Source organism: Oceanicella actignis, from assembly GCF_900111545.1.
GTDB classification, from domain to species: domain Bacteria; phylum Pseudomonadota; class Alphaproteobacteria; order Rhodobacterales; family Rhodobacteraceae; genus Oceanicella; species Oceanicella actignis.
The window spans coordinates 160235-180934 of record NZ_FOHL01000005.1 but is presented as its reverse complement, the minus strand read 5'-3'; the positions used below and the strand labels follow the sequence as shown (position 1 = coordinate 180934).

23 protein-coding genes are annotated in these 20700 nt (G+C 72.5%); 19 read left to right on the top strand and 4 right to left on the bottom strand.

Going from position 1 to position 20700, the window contains the following annotated elements; translation table 11 throughout:
- Window positions 1-38: 38 nt before the first annotated feature.
- The 6 genes from BMW67_RS09855 to BMW67_RS09830 all read left to right on the top strand — a co-directional run bounded on the left by BMW67_RS09855 (window position 39) and on the right by BMW67_RS09830 (window position 4531).
- The gene (locus BMW67_RS09855) at window positions 39-605 is read left to right on the top strand and encodes a NifU family protein (RefSeq protein WP_072747361.1); all 567 of its coding nucleotides are present in this window, start codon (window positions 39-41) and stop codon (window positions 603-605) included.
- A complete protein-coding gene (tsaB, locus tag BMW67_RS09850) occupies window positions 598-1284 on the top strand; it encodes a tRNA (adenosine(37)-N6)-threonylcarbamoyltransferase complex dimerization subunit type 1 TsaB (protein ID WP_072747360.1) in 687 nt (228 codons plus the stop codon). Before BMW67_RS09855 ends, tsaB begins: the two co-directional genes overlap by 8 nt.
- A gap of 2 nt (window positions 1285-1286) precedes the next feature.
- Window positions 1287-1787 (top strand): GNAT family N-acetyltransferase, encoded by a 501-nt coding sequence (locus BMW67_RS09845; RefSeq protein WP_072747359.1) that lies wholly within the window; start codon window positions 1287-1289, stop codon window positions 1785-1787.
- A 110-nt stretch (window positions 1788-1897) separates the two neighbouring features.
- A complete protein-coding gene (locus tag BMW67_RS09840; protein WP_072747358.1) occupies window positions 1898-2383 on the top strand; it encodes a Ros/MucR family transcriptional regulator in 486 nt (161 codons plus the stop codon).
- A gap of 111 nt (window positions 2384-2494) precedes the next feature.
- Window positions 2495-3802, top strand: a complete 1308-nt coding sequence (miaB, locus tag BMW67_RS09835) for a tRNA (N6-isopentenyl adenosine(37)-C2)-methylthiotransferase MiaB (protein WP_072747357.1) — start codon at window positions 2495-2497, stop codon at window positions 3800-3802.
- A 90-nt stretch (window positions 3803-3892) separates the two neighbouring features.
- The gene (locus tag BMW67_RS09830) at window positions 3893-4531 is read left to right on the top strand and encodes a hypothetical protein (RefSeq protein WP_072747356.1); all 639 of its coding nucleotides are present in this window, start codon (window positions 3893-3895) and stop codon (window positions 4529-4531) included.
- A 6-nt stretch (window positions 4532-4537) separates the two neighbouring features.
- Here the strand turns inward: BMW67_RS09830 and BMW67_RS09825 are convergent, their stop codons facing one another.
- The 4 genes from BMW67_RS09825 to BMW67_RS15720 all read right to left on the bottom strand — a co-directional run bounded on the left by BMW67_RS09825 (window position 4538) and on the right by BMW67_RS15720 (window position 8818).
- Window positions 4538-7309, bottom strand: a complete 2772-nt coding sequence (locus tag BMW67_RS09825) for a sensor histidine kinase (protein WP_072747355.1) — start codon at window positions 7307-7309, stop codon at window positions 4538-4540.
- On the bottom strand, window positions 7306-7569 hold the full coding sequence (locus BMW67_RS09820) for a hypothetical protein (protein WP_072747354.1): 264 nt from the start codon (window positions 7567-7569) through the stop codon (window positions 7306-7308). The genes BMW67_RS09825 and BMW67_RS09820 overlap by 4 nt, the downstream gene beginning before the upstream one ends.
- On the bottom strand, window positions 7566-7937 hold the full coding sequence (locus BMW67_RS09815; RefSeq protein WP_072747353.1) for a response regulator transcription factor: 372 nt from the start codon (window positions 7935-7937) through the stop codon (window positions 7566-7568). Before BMW67_RS09815 ends, BMW67_RS09820 begins: the two co-directional genes overlap by 4 nt.
- A gap of 443 nt (window positions 7938-8380) precedes the next feature.
- On the bottom strand, window positions 8381-8818 hold the full coding sequence (locus BMW67_RS15720) for a hypothetical protein (RefSeq protein ID WP_072747352.1): 438 nt from the start codon (window positions 8816-8818) through the stop codon (window positions 8381-8383).
- A gap of 338 nt (window positions 8819-9156) precedes the next feature.
- On the opposite strand from BMW67_RS15720, the gene BMW67_RS09805 reads away from it, so the two are divergent.
- The 13 genes from BMW67_RS09805 (at window position 9157) to sdhA (ending at window position 20696) form a co-directional block, all read left to right on the top strand.
- Window positions 9157-10044: an HpcH/HpaI aldolase/citrate lyase family protein gene (locus BMW67_RS09805; protein WP_072747351.1), complete on the top strand. Its 888-nt coding sequence runs from the start codon at window positions 9157-9159 to the stop codon at window positions 10042-10044.
- 112 nt (window positions 10045-10156) lie between these two features.
- Complete coding sequence (locus BMW67_RS09800; RefSeq protein WP_072747350.1) at window positions 10157-11296, top strand: ABC transporter substrate-binding protein; 1140 nt, start codon at window positions 10157-10159, stop codon at window positions 11294-11296.
- 61 nt (window positions 11297-11357) lie between these two features.
- Complete coding sequence (locus tag BMW67_RS09795) at window positions 11358-12278, top strand: branched-chain amino acid ABC transporter permease (protein ID WP_072747349.1); 921 nt, start codon at window positions 11358-11360, stop codon at window positions 12276-12278.
- Entirely contained in the window at window positions 12271-13260 is a 990-nt protein-coding gene (locus tag BMW67_RS09790; protein ID WP_072747348.1) for a branched-chain amino acid ABC transporter permease, read from the top strand. The genes BMW67_RS09795 and BMW67_RS09790 overlap by 8 nt, the downstream gene beginning before the upstream one ends.
- A complete protein-coding gene (locus BMW67_RS09785; RefSeq protein WP_072747347.1) occupies window positions 13253-14023 on the top strand; it encodes an ABC transporter ATP-binding protein in 771 nt (256 codons plus the stop codon). The genes BMW67_RS09790 and BMW67_RS09785 overlap by 8 nt, the downstream gene beginning before the upstream one ends.
- Window positions 14016-14708, top strand: coding sequence for an ABC transporter ATP-binding protein (locus tag BMW67_RS09780; protein WP_072747346.1), 693 nt, complete (start codon window positions 14016-14018; stop codon window positions 14706-14708). Before BMW67_RS09785 ends, BMW67_RS09780 begins: the two co-directional genes overlap by 8 nt.
- Before the next feature lie 106 nt (window positions 14709-14814).
- Window positions 14815-15378 carry an NnrU family protein gene (locus BMW67_RS09775; protein ID WP_072747345.1) on the top strand — a complete coding sequence of 188 codons (564 nt, stop codon included), beginning with the start codon at window positions 14815-14817 and terminating at the stop codon, window positions 15376-15378.
- Between the two features lie 24 nt (window positions 15379-15402).
- Window positions 15403-15606 carry a DUF1737 domain-containing protein gene (locus tag BMW67_RS09770; protein ID WP_072747344.1) on the top strand — a complete coding sequence of 68 codons (204 nt, stop codon included), beginning with the start codon at window positions 15403-15405 and terminating at the stop codon, window positions 15604-15606.
- Window positions 15603-16604, top strand: coding sequence for a lipid A deacylase LpxR family protein (locus BMW67_RS09765; protein WP_072747343.1), 1002 nt, complete (start codon window positions 15603-15605; stop codon window positions 16602-16604). The genes BMW67_RS09770 and BMW67_RS09765 overlap by 4 nt, the downstream gene beginning before the upstream one ends.
- A 76-nt stretch (window positions 16605-16680) precedes the next feature.
- On the top strand, window positions 16681-17730 hold the full coding sequence (locus tag BMW67_RS09760; RefSeq protein ID WP_072747342.1) for a MaoC family dehydratase: 1050 nt from the start codon (window positions 16681-16683) through the stop codon (window positions 17728-17730).
- Between the two features lie 289 nt (window positions 17731-18019).
- Window positions 18020-18406, top strand: coding sequence for a succinate dehydrogenase, cytochrome b556 subunit (sdhC, locus tag BMW67_RS09755; RefSeq protein ID WP_072747341.1), 387 nt, complete (start codon window positions 18020-18022; stop codon window positions 18404-18406).
- A gap of 13 nt (window positions 18407-18419) precedes the next feature.
- Window positions 18420-18806, top strand: a complete 387-nt coding sequence (gene sdhD, locus BMW67_RS09750; protein ID WP_072747340.1) for a succinate dehydrogenase, hydrophobic membrane anchor protein — start codon at window positions 18420-18422, stop codon at window positions 18804-18806.
- A gap of 81 nt (window positions 18807-18887) precedes the next feature.
- Complete coding sequence (gene sdhA / locus BMW67_RS09745) at window positions 18888-20696, top strand: succinate dehydrogenase flavoprotein subunit (protein ID WP_072747438.1); 1809 nt, start codon at window positions 18888-18890, stop codon at window positions 20694-20696.
- The last annotated feature ends 4 nt before the right edge of the window (window positions 20697-20700 follow it).

The window sequence follows — 20700 nt, the reverse complement described above, 5'->3', positions numbered from 1 at the left end:
CGCAACGGGTCCAAATCAGTTGCGAAACGGAGGCGCCAATGTTCATCCAGACCGAATCCACGCCCAACCCCGCCACGCTCAAGTTCCTGCCCGGCCAGCCGGTGATGCAGACGGGCGCGGCCGACTTCCCCTCGGCCGAAGCGGCCGCCGCGTCGCCCCTGGCGCGGCGCATCTTCGCGGTCGAGGGCGTGACCGCCGTCTTCCTCGGCTCGGACTTCATCACCGTGACCAAGGCCGAGGATCAGGAGTGGGCGCATCTCAAGCCCGGCATCCTCGGCGCGATCATGGAGCACTACCAGTCCGGCGAGCCCGCCATCGAGGGCGCCGGCGGCGCGGTCGACCACGCCGCCCATGACGGCCCCGACGCGCGCATCGTCGAGCAGATCAAGGAGCTGCTCGACACCCGCGTGCGCCCCGCCGTGGCGCAGGACGGGGGCGACATCACCTTCCACGGCTTCGACCGCGGGGTGGTCTATCTGCACATGCAGGGCGCCTGCGCGGGCTGCCCCTCCTCGACCATGACGCTCAAGATGGGCATCGAGAACCTGCTGCGTCACTACATTCCCGAGGTGACCGAGGTGCGCCCCGTCGGCGTGAATGTCTGACGCGCCGCTCATCCTGGCCTTCGACAGCTCGGCCGCGCATTGCGCGGCCGCGCTCGTTCGAGGCGAGGCCGTCCTGGCCGCCCGCGCCGAGGCCATGGAGCGCGGCCAGGCCGAACGCCTGCCGCTGCTGATCGAAGAGCTGCGCGCCGAGGCCGGCGCGGCGCTGGACGACGTTGCGCGCATCGGGGTGGGAATCGGGCCGGGCAACTTCACCGGCGTGCGCATCGCGGTGGCGCTGGCGCGCGGGCTGGCGCTGGCGCTCGGGCGCCCGGCGATCGGGGTCTCGCGGCTGGCGGCGCTGCATGCGGCGCTGACGCCGGGGCGCGCGGCGCTGGCCGTGGCGGCGGGTCGGCGCGGGCAGATCCTGGCGCAGCCCTTCGCCGCGGACGGCGCGCCGCTGGCCCCGGCCGCCGCCCTGACGCCGGCCGAGGCCGCCGAGCGATGGCGCGCGCTGCAGCTCGCGGCCGTGGCCGGCGCGCGCGAGGGCGGCGCGCAGGCGGCCCGCGCGCTGGGCGCGGCCTTCGTCGCCGGCCCCGGCCCGGCGGGCGACGCCCCCCATCCCGTCGCCATCGCGCGCCTCGCCGCCGGCGCCGACCCGCGCGAGCGGCCCGCCCCGATCTATCTGCGCCCGGCCGACGCGGCGCCGCCCGCCGAGGCGCCGCCCCCGATGCTGGATTGACCATGCCTCCCGCCCCGCCCGCCGAACAGAGCGCCGCGCACGCCGCCGAACGCGCCGCGGCCATCCACGCCGCCGCCTTTCCGCACGAGCCCTGGAGCGCGCGCGCCATCGCCGATCTGGCCGCGGCGCCGGGCGGGTTTCTGCTTCTCGACGCGGCGCAGGACGGCTTCGCCCTTGGCCGCGTCGCGGCGGACGAGGCCGAGCTGCTGATGCTGGCCGTCGCCCCCGGGGCGCGCGGGCGCGGGGCCGGGCGCGGGCTGCTGGCCGCGTTCGAGGCGCGCGCGGCGGCGATGGGCGCGCGGACGGCGCATCTTGAAGTCGCCGCCGACAACGCGCCCGCGCTGGGGCTTTATCGGTCGGCCGGCTATGCGCGCGCCGGACTTCGCCCGCGCTACTATTCGCGCCCCGACGGCGCGCGCATCGACGCGGTTCTGATGACGCGCAAGTTGCGCCAGGGCGAAAACGGTCGCGAAGACGTGACCTTTTCACCCTCTGCGAATTGACGAGTTCGCGCTTTTCAAATAATCAGAAGTAGAGATCGACGCCTTCCCCCGTCGATCCGCCCATGCAACGAATTGTCCGACGCCGCGCGCATCGCGGCAAGAGAGGCCGAATGTCTGAAGATCGCGCTGTAGACAAGTCTGAACTTCTGTCCCTGACTGCGGAAATCGTGGCGTCGCATGTCTCGAACAACCCCGTCTCGCCGAACGACCTGACGGCCGTCATCCAGTCGGTGTTCGACAAGCTGTCGGAACTGGCCCAAGACGCGCCCAAGAAGACCGAAGAGCTGGTCCCCGCCGTGCCGATCAAGAAATCGGTGCATGACGACTACATCGTGTGCCTCGAGGACGGCAAGAAGCTGAAAATGCTCAAGCGCCACCTCAAGACGGCCTACAACATGACCCCCGACGAATACCGGGCCAAATGGGGCCTTTCGGCCGACTATCCCATGGTCGCGCCCGCCTATGCGCGCAAGCGGCAGGAGCTGGCGCGCAAGATCGGCCTCGGGCGCAAGCCCGCCGGCGCCGCCAAGGGCCGGGGCAAGGCTGGAACCAAGGCGGCGACCAAGGCGGCCAAGGCCGAAGCCGCGGCCGAGTGACCCGCGGCGCGTTGCGCGCCGCGCCCGCCGGATGTATGCACGCAGCACCAGACGCGGCGCGGGCGCCTTGGGCTCCTGCGCCGCAAGGCCGTTGAACAAGGCGAGGAACGCATGGCCCGCACGCGCAAGGTTTTCGTCAAGACCTACGGCTGCCAGATGAACGTCTACGACTCCGAGCGCATGACGGGCGCCCTGGCCGCCGAGGGATACGAGCCGACCGACCGGCCCGAGGATGCGGACCTGATCCTGCTGAACACCTGCCACATCCGCGAGAAGGCCGCCGAAAAGGTCTATTCCGAGCTGGGCCGCCTGCGCCCGCTCAAGCAGGCGCGCCCGGATCTGAAGATCGGCGTCGCCGGCTGCGTCGCCCAGGCCGAGGGCGAAGAGATCATGCGCCGCCAGCCGCTGGTCGACTTCGCCGTGGGGCCGCAGGCCTATCACCGCCTGCCGCGCCTGGTGCGCGAGGGCGGCGTGGACACCGAATTCCCCGCCGAGGACAAGTTCGACCACCTGCCGCCCGCCCCGCGCGCCCGGCGCGCGCCCGCCGCCTTCCTGACGGTGCAGGAGGGCTGCGACAAGTTCTGCGCCTTCTGCGTGGTGCCCTACACCCGCGGGGCCGAGGTTTCGCGCCCCGCCGAGCGCATCCTGCGCGAGGCGCGCGAGCTGGTCGAGCGCGGCGTGGTCGAGATCACCCTGCTGGGGCAGAACGTCAACGCCTATCACGGCCAGGGGCCCGACGGCGAATGGACGCTGGCGCGGCTCATCCGCGAGCTGGCGCGCATCGACGGGCTGGCGCGCATCCGCTACACCACCTCGCACCCCAACGACATGACCGATGACCTCATCGCGGCCCATGGCGAGGTGGACAAGCTCATGCCCTATCTGCACCTGCCGGTGCAGTCGGGATCGGACCGCGTGCTCAAGGCCATGAACCGCCGCCACACGGCCGAGCAGTATCTGCGCCTGATCGAGCGCATCCGCGCCGCGCGGCCCGACATCGCCATGTCGGGCGACTTCATCGTCGGCTTCCCCGGCGAGAGCGAAGAGGATTTCGCCGACACCCTCGCCCTGTGCGAGGCGGTGCGCTACGCCTCGGCCTATTCGTTCCGCTACTCGCCCCGCCCCGGCACCCCCGCCGCGGGGCGCGAGCTGGTCCCCGACGAAGTCGCCGCCGACCGCCTGCACCGGCTTCAGGCGCTGCTGGCCCGCCACCAGGCCGAGTTCCAGCGCGCCATGGTCGGGCGCACCGTGCCGGTGCTGATCGAAAAGCCCGGCCGGCTGCCCGGTCAGATGGTCGGCCGCTCGCCCTGGCTTCAGGCGGTGCATCTGGACATCGGCGCCGAGCAGGTCGGCCGCATCGTGCCGGTCGAGATCGTCGAGGCGATGCCCAACTCGCTGGCCGGACGCGCGGCGGCCTGAACGACGGAAAGCGGTTGCCGGGAATGTTCCCCTAACGTATCCATTCCGGGTTCATGAACGCGCCCTTGGCGCCGATAAGGAGACCCGGATTTGATCCTTCCCGCCGCTTCCCGCCGCCGCGCCGCCGTTTCGGCCGGCCTGTGCGCCGCGCTTGTCCTGTCCGCCTGCGCCAAGAAGGCCGAGGACGTCGCCGCCGCCTACCGCTCGCCCCAGCTTTACGCCGGCTTCGATTGCCCGACCCTGGCGGCCGAGCGGCTGAACATCTCGCGCAAGGTCGCCGAGCTGTCCGACGCGCAGGACGACGCCGCCACGCGCGACGCGGTGGCCGTGGGCGTGGGGCTGGTGCTGTTCTGGCCCGCCCTGTTCATGCTGGCCGCCGGCGACGAGAAGACCGAGCTGGCGCATCTCAAGGGCGAATATGAGGCCATCGAGCGCGCCATGACCATGAAGCGCTGCCCCGCGGCCATGCCGGCGACGACGGTCGCGCAGAATGTCGGCGCGGCGCCCGCCCCGGCGGCGCCGGCCGCCCAGCCGGCCGCGGCATCCGTCGCGGCGGCGGAGGCGTCGGCCATGGCGCCCGATCCGCGCCTTTACGAGGGCAAGCCGCTGAGCGCCTTCTCGCAGGACGAGATCCGCGGCTTCTGCGCGCAGGATTGGCGCATGCGCGTGAACGCCGAAGGCAGGACCGAGTTCAACCCCTGCCACAGGAAGGACGCCTTCGAAGCCTGAGCGCCTTCAGCCCCCCGCCGGCGCGCCGTCCTGCGACGCGCCGTCCTGCGGGGGGCCGTCCTGCGGGGGGCCGTCCGCCCGATCCGCGCCCGCGGCTTCAAGCGGCAGGCGCACCTCGAAGCAGGCCCCGCGCCCCGCGCCCGGCGCCAGCGACAGATCGCCGCCGAACATGCGCATGATCTCGCGGCTGATCGCAAGCCCCAGACCCGCGCCGCCCGAATCGGTCCGGTCCCAGCCGCGCGAGAACTTGCGGAAGATGCGCGCGCGATCCTCGGGGGCCACCCCCGGCCCGTCGTCGCGCACGCTGATCACCGCCTGCCCGCCCTCGCGACGGGCGGAAACGACGATGCGCGGCTCGTCGCGGTCGGAATACTTCATCGCGTTCGAGAACAGGTTGAGGAACACCTGCGCCAGGCGGTCGGGCTCGGCGCGCACGATCAGCGGCTCGGGCAGGCCCTCGGGAAGGGGCGCGAACTCGATGCGCGCGCGCGCCCCGCGCGCCACCCCCAGCGCCGTCTCCGCGGCCCGCCGCGCGGCGGCCATGACGTCGGTGGGGCCCAGGCGCAGGCGCATCTCGCCGCGTTCGAGCACGCTCAGCTCCAGGATCTGGTCCAGCAGGCGCGTCAGCCGCAGGCTCTCCTCGTGAATGATGCCGATGAAGCGCCGGACCTGCGCGGCGTCCAGGTCGGGCGAATCGAGCAGGATCTCGGCGAACGACCGCACCGCCGTCATGGGGGTGCGCAGCTCGTGGCTGACCTGGCTCAGGAAGTCGTCCTTCTGCGCGTCCAGACGGCGCAGCTGCTCGTTGGCCTCGCGCAGCTGCGCGGCGGCGCGCTCGAGCTCGGCGCTCTTGCGCTCGAGCGCGGCGGAATACTCCATGATCTGGGCGGTCTCGTCGGCGATCTTCATCAGCTCGCTGAGCGAGATGGTCTCGGCCCCCGTCGCCTGGCTGACCATGGCATGCGCCGAGGCCGCGCCGACCGAGCCGGCCAGCTCGCGCTCGAGCCGGGCGATGAAGGCGTCGTCCGCCTCGGGCAGCCCCGAGGCGCGGCCCTGCTGGCGCGCGGCCTCGTCGAACAGGCGCCGCGCGGGATCGGCGCCGAGGATGCGGCTGGCCAGCACGAACAGATCCTCGGACGCGGCCGAGCGGCGCACGAAGCGCTCGGCCGCATCGCCGCCGCCGGCGCGGAACACGTCCACGAACAGCGCCGATTGCAGCCATTCGAGCGGCTTGGGGTCGCGCGCCAGCGACACCGCGACCAGAAGGCCGGCGTTCAGCGACAGGCTCCAGAAGGTCGCGTGCACGATGGGGTCCATGCCCGACAGCCCGAACAGCGCCTGCGGGCGCAGCAGCGCGATCCCGAACGGGCCGTCGGCGATCACCTCGGCCGGCATCAGCGCCGAGCCCCCGAAGGACGGCAGCGCCAGCGCATAGGCCCAGACCGCCGCGCCCGCCGTCAGCCCGCAGATCGCCCCCAGCCCCGTCGCCTGGCGCCAGTAAAGCCCCCCGATCAGCGGCGGCAGGAACTGCGCCACGCCCACGAAGGCGATCAGCCCGATCGAGAACAGCGCCCCCGCGCCCTCGGTCAGCGTATGATACAGAAAGCCCAGCCCGATGATGCCCACGATCGAGAAGCGCCGGCTGGTCAGCAGCAGCCGCCGCACGTCGCCCGAGCTTTGCAGCCCGTCGGCCGAGGCGCGCAGCGCCAGCGGCGTGATGACGTGGTTCGAGACCATGGTCGAAAGCGCGATCGAAGCCACGATCACCATCGACGTCGCCGACGAGAAGCCGCCGAGGAAGGCAAGCATGGCCAGCGCCTCCTGCCCATGCGCCATGGGCAGCGTCAGCACGAACATGTCGGTGTCCGAGCCCGGCGGCGCATGCGCCAGCCCCGCCGCCGCGATGGGCAGCGCGAACAGGCAGATCAGCAGCAGATAGAGGGGGAACAGCCACGCGGCGGTGGACAGGTGGCGCTCGTCGGTGTTCTCGACCACCGTCACCTGGAACTGGCGCGGCAGGCAGATCACCGCCGCGGCCGAAAGCAGGGTGATCGCCGTCCAGCGCGCGTCGAACACCTCGGGGGCGCGCAGCATCTCGGGCGTCAGCGCGGCGAAGACGGGCTGCGCCCCGCCCATCAGCCCCCAGGTCACCCACACCCCCACCGCCAGCAGCGCGAACAGCTTGACCAGCGCCTCGACCGCGATGGCGGCGACGACGCCGTGGTGGCGCTCGTTCGCATCGACGTTGCGCGTGCCGAACAGGATGGTGAACGCCGCCATGCCCGCCGCCGCCCAGAAGGCCGTGGCCAGCCCCCCCGTCCGGTCCGGCCCGCCGATGAGCTGGAACGAGGCGGTCACCGCCTTGAGCTGCAGCGCGATGTAGGGGGTGGCGGCCATGACCGCGATGACCGTGACCAGCACGGCCAGCGCCGGGCTCTTGCCATAGCGCGAGGACAGAAGGTCCGCGATCGAGGTGATGCGCTGCGTGCGTCCGATGCGCACCAGCTTGCGCAGCAGCGTGCGCCAGCCCACGAACACCAGCGCCGGGCCCAGATAGATGGTCAGGAACTCGAGCCCGTTGCGCGCCGCCGAACCGACCGCGCCGTAGAAGGTCCACGAGGTGCAGTAGACCGAAATGGACAGGGTGTAGATCAGAGGCGACTGCAGCCACCGCCCGCGCCCCGCCCGCGTGCGCCGGTCGCCCCAGAAGGCGACGGCGAAAAGCACGGCCACATAGCCCAGCGCCACGCCAAGGACGAGGTCGGCCGAGAGCGTCATCGCCGCTCGAGCGCCCGCGACAGAGCCCGCGCCGCCACGATCAGCGCCAGCCAGACCCCGCCGATGTAAAGAAGGATGAGCGGCGCGCCGAACGGCCCGCGCCCCTCGGCGAAGACGCGGATGAAGGGCGGCGTCAGCGCGAACAGCCCCAGCGCCGGCAGCAGGGCGGCCTGCGCCTCGATCCGGCGCCGGCGCAGGGCGCGCGGGGCGTCCTCGGCGCCGGGGCCCGAGGGCGGGTCGGGCTTGTCCGGTCCGCTCATGCCCGCGCCAGCCTGCGCACCTGCGCCACCACGTCGCTGTTCGAGAAGGGCTTGGTGATGAAGGCGTCGGCGCCGATCTCCTGCGCCGTGCGCCGGTCATGGCTCTGCCCCTTGGCGGTCAGCATCAGCACCGGCGTGCCGCGCAGCGCCGCGTCGGCGCGCAGGCGGCGCAACACCTCGAAGCCGTTCATGCGCGGCAGCATCACGTCCAGGATCAGCAGGCTGGGGCGCGTGGCCGCCGCCAGGCGCAGCGCCGCCTCTCCGTCGCCCGCCGCGCTGACGCGATAGCCCTCGCGCTCAAGCAGGAAACGCAGCGACTCGACGATATGCGGCTCGTCCTCTGCGATCAGGATGGTTTGAGCCGACATCAATTCCCTCCCCGCTCGGCGCGGCGGCGCGGCGCGCCCCCCTCCCCTCGGGCGTCTTGCGCGCCCGTCGGGAGGATGAGGATATTCATCTTCGCGGCAAACCGAAAGGATCAGCTGCGCCGCCCCGCGCCCTGAGCGGCGCGCGCGCTTGCGCCCGGCGCGATCGAGCCGGGCGACGGCGCCGCCGCAGGGGCGACGGCCAGCGCGACGAACGGGGCCACGAACGGGGCGACGAATTGGGAGAAGCATTGGAAGACCGGGGGTCGACCCCGGCGGCCGCGCCGCGGCAGCGTTCGCTCAAGCCCCCGCCGCGGCCCCCGATGCGGCCCCGCAACGCTCGCAGCGACGCCCCGGACGAGGGCGAGGGCGACCGGGCCGCCTCTCGCCCTTGCCGCCGCCCGCCCCCTCTGCCGCCGCAGGCGACCGCGGACGGGGGCGGGCCCTCAGCCCTCGCGGCCGGCGGGCGCGGGCGTCGGCGCGGTCCCGATCCACCCGGCGCCCTGCGCGGCCAGGCAGCTGCGCCCTTCGGGGTCGGTCACGAGGATGCGCCAGGCGCCGCCTTCCTCGGCGAACAGCTCGACCACCGCGTCCCCGCCCTCAAGGCCAAGCCCCAGCCGACGCGCCGCGCCGCGCGGGCCGCGCGCCAGCGCCAGCATCCGCGCGCGCGGCCCGCAGGACGCGCCCGGCGCGCGCGCCGCGATCGCGCCCGAACGGATGAAGGGCGCGGCCTCGGCCGGCGCGGCGGGCGCGGGCGGCGCGGCGAAGCGCGCCGCGGCGGCGGGCGCGGAAACGCCCGCCGCATCGTCCGCCGTTGCGGTCGCCGCCACGCATGACGCGGCGGCCAGAACCGGAAGCAAGGGAATGAGAATGGGCCTGATCATCTGCTCGACGCCTCCTGAGGCGCCCGCGGCCGCGCACGCGGACCGGCCGCGCGTCGGGGTCCTTGCGGAACGCCGGTTCCTCTCGCGGACCCCGCGCCCGCCGCGCGCCCCCTGCCGGAGGCCGCGCGCCGCGGGCGGCGGCTGCGATCAGGATGGCGCGGAAGGCTCAAGATACGGTTAACGCGGGCGCGGGCCGCCCAGCGCGCGCAACGAAACCGCACGCGATGCACGCGACGCGACATTTTCTTGCGCACGATGCTGCGGCGCGATACAGCTTCGGCCGACCCGAAAGACGCCGCCTCGCGGCCCCATCACACGAACGGACCCGACCGCACGCCATGACCCATCCCGCCCGCATCGTCCGCCCGCGCCGCTCGGTTCTCTACATGCCCGGCTCGAAGGCCCGGGCGCTGGAAAAGGCCCGCAGCCTGCCCGCCGATTCGCTCATTCTCGACCTAGAGGACGCGGTCGGCCCCTCCGACAAGGCCGCCGCGCGCGAGATGGTCGCCCGCACCGTGCGCGAGGGCGGCTTCGGCCATCGCGAGGTGGCGGTGCGCATCAACGGCCTCGACACCGAATGGGGCGCGGCCGATCTGGAAGCCGCCGCCGCGGCCGGCCCCGACGCCATTCTCGTGCCCAAGGTCGGCGCCCCCGAGGATCTGCTCGAGGTCGAGCGGCGCATGACCGCCGCCGGCGCGCCCGAAAGCTGCGCCATCTGGGCGATGATGGAGACCCCCCAGGGCGTGCTGGCCGCCGAGCGCATCGCCGCCGCGACGCCGCGGCTGGCCTGCTTCGTGCTGGGCACGAACGATCTGGTCAAGGAGCTGGGCGCCGAGCACGTGCCCGGCCGCGAGCCCCTGCTGACCGCGCTGGGCATGTGCCTTCTGGCGGCGCGCGCGCATGGCCTGGCCTGCGTGGACGGCGTCTACAACGCCTATCTGGACGAAGAGGGTCTGCGCGCCGAGTGCCTTCAGGGCCGGCGCATGGGCTTCGACGGCAAGACGCTGATCCACCCCGCCCAGCTGGCCGTGGCGAACGAGCTCTTCGCCCCCTCGGCCGAGGATCTGGCCCTGGCGCGCCGTCAGGTCGAGGCCTACGAGCAGGCGCTGGCCGAGGGCAAGGGCCTTGCGGTGGTGGACGGGCGCATCGTCGAGAACCTGCACGTCGAGACCGCCCGCGCCCTTCTGGCCAAGGCCGAGGCCATCGCCCGCATGCAGCAAGGCTGAGCGGGCGCGACGGGCGGGGGCTTGCAATCGGCGCCGCGTTGCGTCCAGCTGTGCCCATGGACGCCCCCCGCGCCGACGGGCGGGAAGATCCGCGCAACAGGGAGACCGAGGGATGAAGAAGCGAATTCTGGGCGCCGCGCTGGCCGCCATCGTCGCCGCCGGCGGCGCCGCCGCCGATCCGACGCGCATCGGCATGATCACCACGCTTTCGGGCGGCGGCGCGCATCTGGGGGTGGACGTGCGCGACGGCTTCCAGCTCGCGCTCGAACAGGCCGGGCGCAAGGACGTCGAGCTGATCGTGCGCGACGACGCGCGCAAGCCCGACATGGCCAAGAGCCTGGCCGACGAGATGATCCAGAAGGACAAGGTCGCGATCCTGACCGGCATCATCTGGTCGAACCTGGCCATGGCGGTCGTGCCCTCGGCGGTGCGCCAGGGGGTGTTCTACATCTCGCCCAATGCGGGGCCCAGCGCGCTGGCCGGCCGCGGCTGCCATCGCAACTACTTCAACGTCGCCTGGCAGAACGACGATCTGCACGCGGCGATGGGCGCCTACATGAAGGCGCAGGGGTTCAAGCGGCCCTTCATCCTGGCGCCCAACTACCCGGCCGGAACCGATGCGCTGACGGGCTTCAAGTCCACCTTCGGCGCGGATGTGGGCGGCGAGCTCTACACCAAGCTCGGGCAGACCGACTATGCGGCCGAGATCGCGCGCATCCGCGCCTCGGACGCCGATTCGGTGTTCTTCTTCCTGCCCGGCGGCATGGGCATCGCCTTTCTCAAGCAATATGCCGGCGCGGGCATGACGCTGCCGGTCTTCGGCCCGGCCTTCTCGTTCGACGAGGTGATCCTGGGCGCGGTCGGCGACGCGGCGATCGGCGCGCGCAACACCTCGCAATGGGCCTATGACCTGGACAACGCGGCCAACCGCGCCTTCGTCGAGGCCTTCCGCAAGACCTATGGCCGCACGCCCACGCTCTACGCCAGCCAGGGCTATGACGCGGCGCGGCTGATCCTGTCGGCGCTGGACGCGGCCGACCCGGTCAACGAGCCCGACGCCTTCCGCGAGGCGCTGCGCGCCGCCCGCTTCGAGAGCGTTCGCGGCAAGTTCCGCTTCGGCCCCAACCACCACCCGATCCAGGACATCTACGTGCGCGAGGTCGTGCCCGGCGACGGCAAGCCGACCAACCGCCTGATCGGCGTCGCCATGCGCGACCGGCAGGACGCCTACGCCGCGCAATGCCGCATGTGACCGCCCGCCGGCGCCCGCCGATGCCGGGCGCCGCCCGCCGCCCTGGCCCGGGGCCGCGCCCATGAGCGCGGCGCTGGCGCTCGAGCAGGCGCTGAACGGCGTGCAGCTGGGGGTGATGCTGTTCCTGGCGGCCGCCGGGCTGACGCTGATCTTCGGGGTCATGGGGCTCATCAACCTGGCCCATGGCGCGCTGTTCATGACGGGCGCCTATGCCTGCGCCTTCCTGACGCGCGAGACGGGATCGTTCTGGCTGGGCCTCGCGGGCGGCGCGCTGGCGGCGGCGGCGGCGGGCGCGGCGGTCGAGCTCCTGGTCGTGCGCCGGCTTTACGGGCGCGATCATCTCGACCAGGTTCTGGCAACCTTCGCGCTGGCGCTGATCTTCTCGGATGCGGCGCGGTGGATCTTCGGCCCGCAGCCGCTGTGGCTGGACCCGCCGGCGGCGCTGTCGGGCGCCGTGCCGCTGCCGGGCGGCGGGGCCTACCCGGCCTACCGGCTGGCGATCATCGCCGCGGGGCTTGCGGCGGCGGCCGGGCTGCACGCGCTGATCGCGCGCACGCGGCTGGGCATGCGCATCCGCGCCGGCGAATCCGACCGCGAGATGGTGGCCGCGCTGGGGGTGAACGTGGCGCTGCTCTACACCGCCGTCTTCGCCCTGGGCGCGGGCCTGGCGGGGTTCGCGGGGGCCATGGTGGGCGCGCTGCGCTCGGTGCAGGCCGACATGGGCGAGCCGGTGCTGATCCTGGCCTTCGTGGTGATCGTGATCGGGGGCGTGGGCTCGGTGAAGGGCGCCTTCGCCGGAGCGATGCTGGTGGGCGTGACCGACACGATGGGCCGCGCGCTGCTGCCGGCGCTGTTCGAGCGCGTCTGGGACCCCGCGACGGCGGCGGGCGCGGGCGCGGCGGTCGCCTCGATGCTGATCTACATGCTCATGGCCGCGGTGCTGGTTCTGCGGCCCAAGGGACTGTTTCCGGCCGATGGCTGAGGACGCGCGCGACACCAGGGCGACGCTGGCGCTGCTGGCCGCGCTTGCGGCGGCGGCAGCAGGCGCGCATGCGATGGGCGAGCCCTTCTACGTCAACATGGCCGCGCGCGTGGCGATCCTGGCCATGGCGGCGGCGGGGCTGAACCTGGCGCTGGGCTTCGGCGGCATGGTCAGCTTCGGCCATGCGGCCTTCTTCGGACTGGGCGGCTATGCGGCGGGCGTGGCCGCATGGCATGCGGCGAACCAGATCCCGCTGACGACCTGGCCCATCGTGGTGTCCGGCACGGACCGCATGATCGTCGTCTGGGCCGCGGCGGCGGCGACGGGCGGGCTGGCGGCGCTGCTGATCGGGGCGCTGTCGCTGCGCACCTCGGGGGTGCAGTTCATCATGATCACCCTCGCCTTCGCGCAGATGTTCTACTACTTCGCCATCTCCTGGCCGGCCTATGGCGGCGAGGACGGGCTGCCCATCTACCTGCGCAACGGCATCGAGGGGCTGGACGTCTACGACCCCCTCACCTTCTTCGTCATCTGCTTCGCCTGGCTGGCGGCGACGCTGGCGGGAACGGCGCGCATCATGCGCGCGCGCTTCGGCGCGGCGCTGACCATGGCGCGGCTGAGCGAGGCGCGCCTGGCGAGCGCGGGGGTCGATCCCTTTCCCGTCCGGCTGGCCGCCTTCGCGCTGTCGGGCGCCGTCGCGGCGGTGGCGGGGGCGCTCAATGCGGATCTGAACGGGTTCGTCGGCCCCTCGGCGCTGTCGTGGAAGATGTCGGGCGAGCTGATGGCCTTCGTCATCCTGGGCGGCGTCGGGCGGCTGGGCGGCCCGGTGGCGGGGGCGGCGGCCTTCGTGCTGCTCGAGCATTTCCTGGGCGCGGCGACCGAGCGCTGGGTGCTGGTCTTCGGCGCGCTGCTTCTGGGCGTGACGCTGTTCGCCCGCGGCGGGCTGCTGGGCCTTCTGGCCGGAAGGGCGCGCCATGGCTGAGACGGCGCTGCGGGTCGAGGGGCTGTGCAAGGCCTTCGGGGGGCTGGTGGCCTCGGACAGGGTCTCGCTCGACCTGCGGGCGGGCGAGATCCACGCGCTGATCGGGCCGAACGGCGCCGGCAAGTCGACGCTGATCGGCCAGATCGCCGGCTGGATCCGGCCCGATGCGGGGCGCGTGCTGCTGGCCGGGCGCGACGTCACGCGCCTGTCGCCGGCGCGGCGCGCGCGGCTGGGGCTGGGGCGGACGTTCCAGGTCTCGACGCTGGCGCTGCCGCTTTCGGCGCGGCGCAACGCCATGATCGGGGCGCTGGCGCGCGCGGGCGGGGCGTGGGGCTTTGCGCGGCCGCTGACGCGCGAGCGCGTGCTGACCGAGGCCGCCGACGCCGCGCTTGCGCGCGTGGGGCTGGCGGCGCGGGCCGACGTTCCCGCGGCCGAGCTTTCGCATGGCGAGCGCCGCCGCCTCGAGCTGGCCTGCGCGCTGGCCGGCGCGCCGCGCGCGCTGCTGCTGGACGAGCCGCTGGCCGGCATGGGCCCCGAAGGGGCGGCGCAGATGACCGAGCTGCTCGACGCCCTGCGGCGCGAGGTTCCGATCCTGCTGGTCGAGCATGACATGGACGCGGTGTTCCGCCTGGCCGACCGCATCACCGTTCTTGCGATGGGCCGCGTCATCGCTCACGGCCCGCCCGCCGCGATCCGCGCCGACGCGGCGGTGCGCGCGACCTATCTGGGACAGGACGACCGACCCGAGGCCGCCGATGTCTGACGCCCTTTTGCGCTTGCGCGACGTGACCGCCTTCTACGGCCCCGCCCAGGCCCTGTTCGGCGTGGACCTCGAGGTGCGCGCGGGGCAGGTCGTGGCGCTCATGGGCCGCAACGGCATGGGCAAGACGACGACCATCCGCGCCATCTGCCGCCTTCTGCCCCACCGCTCGGGCGAGATCGCCTTCATGGGCCGCGACATCTCGCGCCTGCCGCCGCACCGGGCGGCGCGGCTGGGGCTTGGCCTGTGCCCCGAGGGCCGGCGCTGCTTCGGCAATCTGACGGTCGAGGAGAACCTTCTGGCCACCGCCCGCCCCGGCCCGTGGACGATCGAGCGCATCGCCGCGCTGTTTCCCCGCCTGGCCGAGCGGCGCGCCCAGCTTGCCCGCACCCTGTCGGGCGGCGAGCAGCAGATGCTGGCCGTGGGCCGCGCGCTGGCCACCAATCCGCGCCTTCTGATCCTGGACGAGGCGACCGAAGGCCTGGCCCCCGCCGTGCGGCGCGAGATCTGGTCGGCCCTTGCCGCGCTCAAGGCCGAGGGGCAGGCCATTCTGATCGTGGACAAGACCCTGCGCGAGATGCTGCGCCTGGCCGATGCCTGCGTGATCCTGGAAAAGGGCGTCACGGTCTGGAGCGGCCCGCCCTCGGCGCTGACGCCCGAGCTGCGCGACCGCCATCTGGGGGTGTAGGCGCCATCTTCGCTCTGGCGCGCGGCGCGCGGCGCGCTATGATCCGCGCCGAACCGGGCCGCGACATGGCCCCTCAGATGGCCCCGGAAACGGCGAGGAGCCGCCCATGACCCTGCTCATCCTCGGACTTGCGCTGTGGTGGATCGGCCACCTTTTCCCGCTGGTCACCCCCGGCGCGCGCGCCGCGCTGGCCGCGCGCCTGGGCGAGAACGCCTACAAGGGGCTGTTCTCGCTGGCGGCGCTGGCCGCGATCGCGCTGATGGTCGTCGGCTACCGGCAGGCCGACTTCATCCCTCTGTGGGAGCCGCCCGCCTGGGCGCGCCATCTGAACAACCTGCTCATGCTGTTCGCCGTGGGGCTGTTCGGCGCCAGCCACTCGACCGGCAACGTCAAGCGCTTCGTGCGCCATCCGATGCTGAGCGCCGTCGCGGTGTGGGCGGCGGCGCATCTGCTGGTGAACGGCGACGCGGCCTCGGCGGCGCTGTTCGGCGGCATGGGCCTGTGGGCGCTTGCGGCGATGCGCGCGGCCAACGCCCGCGACGGCGCATGGACGCGCCCCGCCCCCGCGCCGCTGCGCAAGGATCTGATCCTGGTCGCCATCACCCTGGTCGCCTACGCCGCCATCGCGGCCATCCATGGCTGGCTCGGCCGACCCGTCTTCCCGGGCTGAGCCCGCCCCCGCCGGAGAACGTCGATGAAGCTCTACCGTCTGCTCACCGCCGACGACGACGCCGCCTTCTGCCGCAAGGTCACCGAGGCGCTCAACGAAGGCTGGCGGCTGCATGGCTCGCCCGCCTACGCCTTCGACGCCGCGCGCGGGGTGATGCGTTGCGCCCAGGCGGTGGTCAAGGACAAGCCGGGCGTCTACGACCCCGCGCGCCCCCTGCGCGAGCAATGAGGCCGCGCCCCGTCGCCGCGGCTCTGGCGCTGGCCTGGCTGTGGGCCGGCGTCGCCGCGGCGCAGCAGGCGCCCGATCCGGCGCGCGGCACGCTGGGCTTCACTTTCGAGAACGACGTCTTCGCCGGCAGCGATCAGGACTACACCAACGGCGTGCGGCTCGACTATGTGCGCCCGCGCGGCAGGCTGAGCGCGCTGGGGCGGGCGGCGCGCGCGCGCCTGGCGCGGCTGAGCCCCGGCGCGGACTGGCGCGAATCCTTCGCCCTGGGGCAGAACATGTATACGCCCCCCGACATCACGCTGCGCAACCCGCCGCCCGACCAGCGGCCCTATGCGGGCTTTCTCTACGCCGGATACGGCCTGTCCGCCGACCGGGGCGACCGGCTCGATTCGTTCTCGATCGAGATCGGCGTGGTCGGGCCATCGGCGCTGGCCGAACCGGTGCAGACCTTCGTGCACAAGCTTATCAACAGCCCGATCCCCAACGGCTGGGACACGCAGATCCGCGACGAGCCGGGCATCCGCCTGATCTACGACCGCAAATACCGCTTCGGCGCCGCCCTGCCGCTGCCGGCGCTGGACCTGCGGGCGGACGCGGCGCCGCATTTCAACCTGACGCTGGGCAATGTCGACAGCTCGGCCGCCGTCGGCGCGACGCTGCGCATCGGGCGCGACCTTGCCGACGATTACGGCCCGCCCCGGGTGCGCCCGGCGGTGTCCTCGCCCGGCTTCTTCCGCGCAAGGCGGGGCCTGAGCTGGCAGCTTTTCGTCGGCGCCGAGGGGCGGTTCGTGGGGCGCAACATCTTTCTCGAGGGCAACACCTTCGGCGGCCCCCGCGGCGTCACCATTCGCCGCACCACCGCCGACTTCCTGGCCGGGCTGGCGGTGCAGCTGGGCCGGGTCGAGCTGGCCTACACGCATGTGCTGCGCCTCGAGGAATATCAGGAGCAGGACGGCCCCTCGCAATTCGGCTCGCTGAACCTGCGGGTGCGCTACTGAGCGGGCTTGCGGCGCCGCGCAAGATGCTTATTGTGCAGCGCGTCGTCGTGACATGAAATTACCCGGAGCGCGTCCCATGACCGAGGCAAAGGCCCCGAAAACCAATCCCGGCAACTTCTTCGAGGATTTCCACGTCGGGCAGATCCTGCGCCACGCCACGCCGCGCACCCTGACCGAGGGCGACCGCGCGCTTTACGGGGCGCTGTATCCGACGCGCTTCGCGCTCTACTCCTCCGACGACTTCGCCCGCGCCTGCGGCCTGCCGCGCAGCCCGCTCGAGGATCTGATCGGCTTTCACGTCGCCTTCGGCAAGACGGTGCCCGACGTGTCGCTCAACGCCGTGGCCAATCTGGGCTATGCCGAGTGCCGCTTCCTGCGGCCGGTCTATCCGGGCGACACCATCGCCACCACCTCCGAGGTGATCGGCCTCAAGCAGAACTCGAACGGGCGCACGGGCGTGGTGTGGGTGCGCTCGACCGCGACCGACCAGCGCGGCGAGCCGGTGATGAGCTGGGCGCGCTGGGTGATGGTGCGCAAGCGCGACCCCGAGGCGCCGGCTCCGCAGACCGTCGTGCCCGAGCTGGCGCCCGCGGTGGCGGCCTCGGCGCTGGTCGTGCCGGCGGGGCTCGACTTCACCGACTACGATTTCGGCTTGGCGGGCGAGCCGCACCGCTGGGGCGACTACGCGGTGGGCGAGCGCATCGACCATGTGGACGGCGTCACCATCGAAGAGGCCGAGCACATGATGGCCACGCGCCTGTGGCAGAACACGGCCAAGGTGCATTTCAACGTCAACGCGCGCGAGGACGGCCGGCGCCTGATCTATGGCGGGCATGTGATCAGCCTGGCGCGGGCGCTCAGCTTCAACGGGCTGGCGAACGCGCAGATGATCGCCGCCATCAACGCCGGCGCGCATGTGGCGCCGTGCTTCGCCGGCGACACGGTGCACGCCTGGTCCGAGGTGCTGGACAAGGCCGAGACCCCCGCCCCCGGCGTCGGCGCGCTGCGCCTGCGCCTGGTGGCGGCGCGCCCCGAGGCGGCCTCGGGGCCGCTGCGCGACGAGAGCGGGCGCCATGCGCCGGGCGTGCTTCTGGATCTGGACTACTGGGCGCTGATCCCGATGTGAGTCGCGCCGCGGGCGGGGCGCGAGCTTTTGTGATCACACCAAATGCCGGCGTGATCACAAAGGCGCCGGATGATGCGGATTTTCGTCATCCATGCGGCCCCGCGCCCGCGCGCGGCGTTTGGAATCCGCGAATTTCCTGCTATACCGCTTGCGCGTCCGCCCGTCCGCGCCGCCCGCGCGGGCCCGCCCGGAACGGAGCCGACGCGCGAGATCCCGGCGCCGCCACGACGCCCGAGGGACCCGCAGCCAAGCCGGGGCGACGCGCTCCGGACAAGTCAGGGGAGAGAGCATGGCCGACGTGAACCGGGGAAACCGCCCCCTGTCGCCGCATCTTCAGATCTACCGCCCGCAGCTGAACTCGGCGATGTCGATCTTCCACCGCATCACCGGCGTGGGCATGACGCTGGCCGCCGCGCTGATCGTGTGGTGGCTGTTCGCCGCCGCTTCGGGCCCCGAGGCCTTCGCCGCCGCCGACGCGGTCCTGACCAGCTGGATCGGCCTTCTGATCCTGTTCGGCTCGACCTGGGCGCTGGTCTATCACTTCGGAACCGGCCTGCGCCATCTGTGGATGGACATGGGCTACGGCTACGACATCAAGCTCAACGACCTGGTCGGGCAGATCATTCTGGTCGCCTCGGGCGTGCTGACGCTGCTCATCTGGTTCCTGGCGCTCTGAGGGAGGACGAACGATGACCGACTTCAAGACCCCGATGGCGCGGGCGCTGGGCCTGGGCTCGGCGCATGACGGCGTTCACCACTGGTGGAGCCAGCGCATGACCTCGGCCGCGCTGGTCCCGCTGACCATCCTGGCGCTGTTCCCCATCGCCGGCGCCATCGGCGCGCCGCGCGAAGAGGTGCTGGCCACCTTCGCCGATCCCTGGAACGCCGTCGTCACGATCCTGTTCCTGGCGGTGATGTTCAAGCACCTGCACCAGGGCCTTCAGGTGGTGATCGAGGACTACGTGCACCACCCCGGCCGGCGCATCGCGGCGCTGACCGCCTCGACCTTCTTCTGCGGGCTGTTCGGCGTCGCCGGCGTGTTCGCCGTGGCGCGCATCGCCTTCGGCGCCGCCTGACGGCGCCGCGACCCGCTCACGCCCCCGGCGCGCCCCCTCGGGCGCGAGGGACGCGCCCCTTCAGGCACAATGGAAAAGATCATGGCGGCTTACGAGATTCACGACCACACCTATGACGTCGTCGTCGTCGGCGCCGGCGGCGCCGGCCTTCGGGCGACCCTCGGCATGGCCGAGCAGGGGCTCAGGACGGCCTGCGTGACCAAGGTGTTCCCCACCCGCTCGCACACCGTCGCCGCGCAGGGCGGCATCGCCGCGAGCCTGGGCAACATGGGCCCCGACAACTGGCAGTGGCACATGTACGACACCGTCAAGGGGTCGGACTGGCTGGGCGACATGGACGCGATGGAATACCTCGCGCGCGAGGCGCCCAAGGCGGTCTACGAGCTGGAGCACTACGGCGTGCCCTTCTCGCGCACCGAGGACGGCCGGATCTATCAGCGCCCCTTCGGCGGCCACACCACCGAGTTCGGCGAGGGGCCGCCCGTGCAGCGCACCTGCGCCGCGGCCGACCGGACCGGTCACGCGATCCTGCACACGCTCTACGGCCAGTCGCTCAAGCAGAAGGCCGAGTTCTACATCGAATACTTCGCCATCGACCTGATCATGACCGAGGACGGCGCGTGCCAGGGCGTGCTGGCCTGGAAGCTGGACGACGGCACGCTGCACCGCTTCAACGCCAAGATGGTCGTGCTGGCCACCGGCGGCTACGGGCGCGCCTATTTCTCGGCCACCTCGGCGCACACCTGCACCGGCGACGGCGGCGGCATGGTCGCGCGCGCCGGCCTGCCGCTGCAGGACATGGAGTTCGTTCAGTTCCACCCCACCGGCATCTACGGCGCCGGCTGCCTCATCACCGAGGGCGCGCGCGGCGAGGGCGGCTATCTGACCAACTCGGAAGGCGAGCGCTTCATGGAGCGCTACGCCCCCACCTACAAGGATCTGGCCAGCCGCGACGTCGTCAGCCGCTGCATGACCATCGAGATCCGCGAGGGCCGCGGCGTCGGCCCGCTCAAGGACCACATCTACCTGCATCTCGACCACCTGCCGCCCGAGACGCTGGCCGAGCGCCTGCCCGGCATCTCGGAAAGCGCGCGCATCTTCGCCGGCGTGGACGTGACCAAGGAGCCGATCCCGGTCCTGCCCACCGTGCACTACAACATGGGCGGCATTCCCACGAACTACTGGGGCGAGGCGCTGAACCCCGTCGAGGGCGACCCCGACCGCACGGTGCCCGGCCTGATGGCCGTGGGCGAGGCGGGCTGCGCCTCTGTGCACGGCGCGAACCGGCTGGGGTCCAACTCGCTGATCGACCTTGTCGTGTTCGGCCGCGCCGCGGCGCTGCGCGCGCGCGAGGTGGTCGATCCCAAGGAGCCCAACCGCCCGCTCAACCAGGCCTCGGTCGAGAAGGCGCTCGATCGCTTCGACCGCCTGCGCCACGCGAACGGCGCGATCCCCACGGCCGAGCTGCGGCTGAAGATGCAGCGCTCGATGCAGAACAACGCGGCGGTCTTCCGCGACGAGCCGACCCTGCGTCAGGGCTGCGCCGAGATGACCCAGATCCGCAAGGAGTTCGCCGACGTGCGCGTCACCGACCGCTCGCTGATCTGGAACTCGGACCTGATGGAGACGCTCGAGCTGGACAACCTCATGCCCAACGCGCTGGCCACCGTGTTCAGCGCCGAGGCCCGGCACGAGAGCCGCGGCGCCCATGCGCGCGAGGACTATCCCGAGCGCGACGACGTCAACTGGCGCAAGCACACCATCGCGCGCGTCTCGTATGAGGGCAAGGTCGAGCTGGACTACCGCCCGGTGCATACCGAACCGCTCACCCCGCCCGAGCTGGGCGGCATCGACCCGGCCAAGATCGCGCCCAAGGCGCGCGTCTACTGAGGCG